This is a genomic window from Acinetobacter sp. NigerLNRRAM0016, from assembly GCF_054112845.1.
This window is the reverse complement of record NZ_JBSYVT010000095.1, coordinates 1-1,270: the sequence shown is the minus strand read 5'-3', so window position 1 is coordinate 1,270 and position 1,270 is coordinate 1. Positions and strand designations below refer to the sequence as shown.

Genomic DNA, 1,270 nt, shown 5'->3' with positions numbered 1-1,270 from the left:
GATTTATCCCAAGTATCCATAGTGATATGGTCAGTGTATGTTCACCAGTGGCACGATCGCAAAATTAGTACCGTATATATCTAAAAAAAAACCACAATAACAATTGATGGTTTTTTAATGAGCTTTATAAAATGGGTTCATCATACGCACGGCGTTTGTGTTTTACATTTGGATCTATGCCAATTTGATTCGGATATAACAGGTTTAATACCTGGTTAATGCGATCAACTACGCATTGATTAAACAAGATATGACAGTTACCGTTTTCGTAGATCTTAATGCGTAATAAATTATCATCAATGCTATGCCAGATACCACGATCTAACCTGAGTTTATCTAATCTAGTGTGGTCTAAAGGCTTGCCAAATAACTGCCTTGCTATAAAGCGTACTTCTTCCACTAAATTATCTCGTCTGCAATAAGAATGGTAGCTATTGTGATGAATGATCACGCACGGGTTAATACCAGCACCAAGATTGGTTTTGTATTTGCTTGATAATTGGCAAAACAATGAATCAACTTTACGAGCATATGCCATGTGGCGCGTAGACCAGATAGATTCTAAAAATACATTCACGTTATCCATCGTGAAATCTTCAATTTCATGACGAGCAATTTTATCTGACAACGCATCATATTCTTTTTCAGATATAAAGTTTCTAAGATTGATGATCTCAGTTAACTTCCTCCAGAAGCATGACGATATTTGTTTTAAAGCAGATTCTTCAGTATTGAATGATGATGAATATGATTTTCGGGTGATTGCACTCACAATCTGGTAAGCATCAAGTTCAATATCTTTGATGCTTTCATAAATAACCTTTATTGACGATTTTGCTTTTTCGCATTGCAAAATTAGCTTTTCGACTTCAATAAAGTCTAATTCAGATGCTTGCACTTCTCTTTTTATATTTACCAACATATTCATAATTGCCCACCTAATTAGCTTAATTGTCTATATAGATATTTTAATAAAAACCATGGTCATTAATTTTTTTTTAAAATTTATAAGCTAACTTTTTCACTATAATTAAATTAAATAAGCACAACGCTTAAAACTTGGTGTAGTGGAATATGGCTCAACCTTTAAAATTCCTTATTACCTCTACTCATAAATGATGATGTCGATATGCTTATGAAAAAACAACATTCAGTTATGTTCTCAACTGATCGAACAAATACCAATGCTATAAAAATCTGTAATGAGGATATTGTTAAATGAAAAAACTCTGTACACGACAAATTTCACAGAACCCTTATCCTATCAGGA

1 protein-coding gene is annotated in these 1,270 nt (G+C 32.8%); it reads right to left on the bottom strand.

Annotated features, from left to right (window positions below; translation table 11 throughout):
* Positions 1-124: 124 nt before the first annotated feature.
* On the bottom strand, positions 125-928 hold the full coding sequence (locus ACWQ4X_RS19650; RefSeq protein ID WP_005005990.1) for a DUF4942 domain-containing protein: 804 nt from the start codon (positions 926-928) through the stop codon (positions 125-127).
* Positions 929-1,270 lie beyond the last annotated feature (342 nt).

Bases quoted from the DNA above. Each gene is read 5' to 3' on its own strand.
- ACWQ4X_RS19650 (WP_005005990.1), bottom strand. From the start codon at position 928: ATGAATATGTTGGTAAATATAAAAAGAGAAGTGCAAGCATCTGAATTA.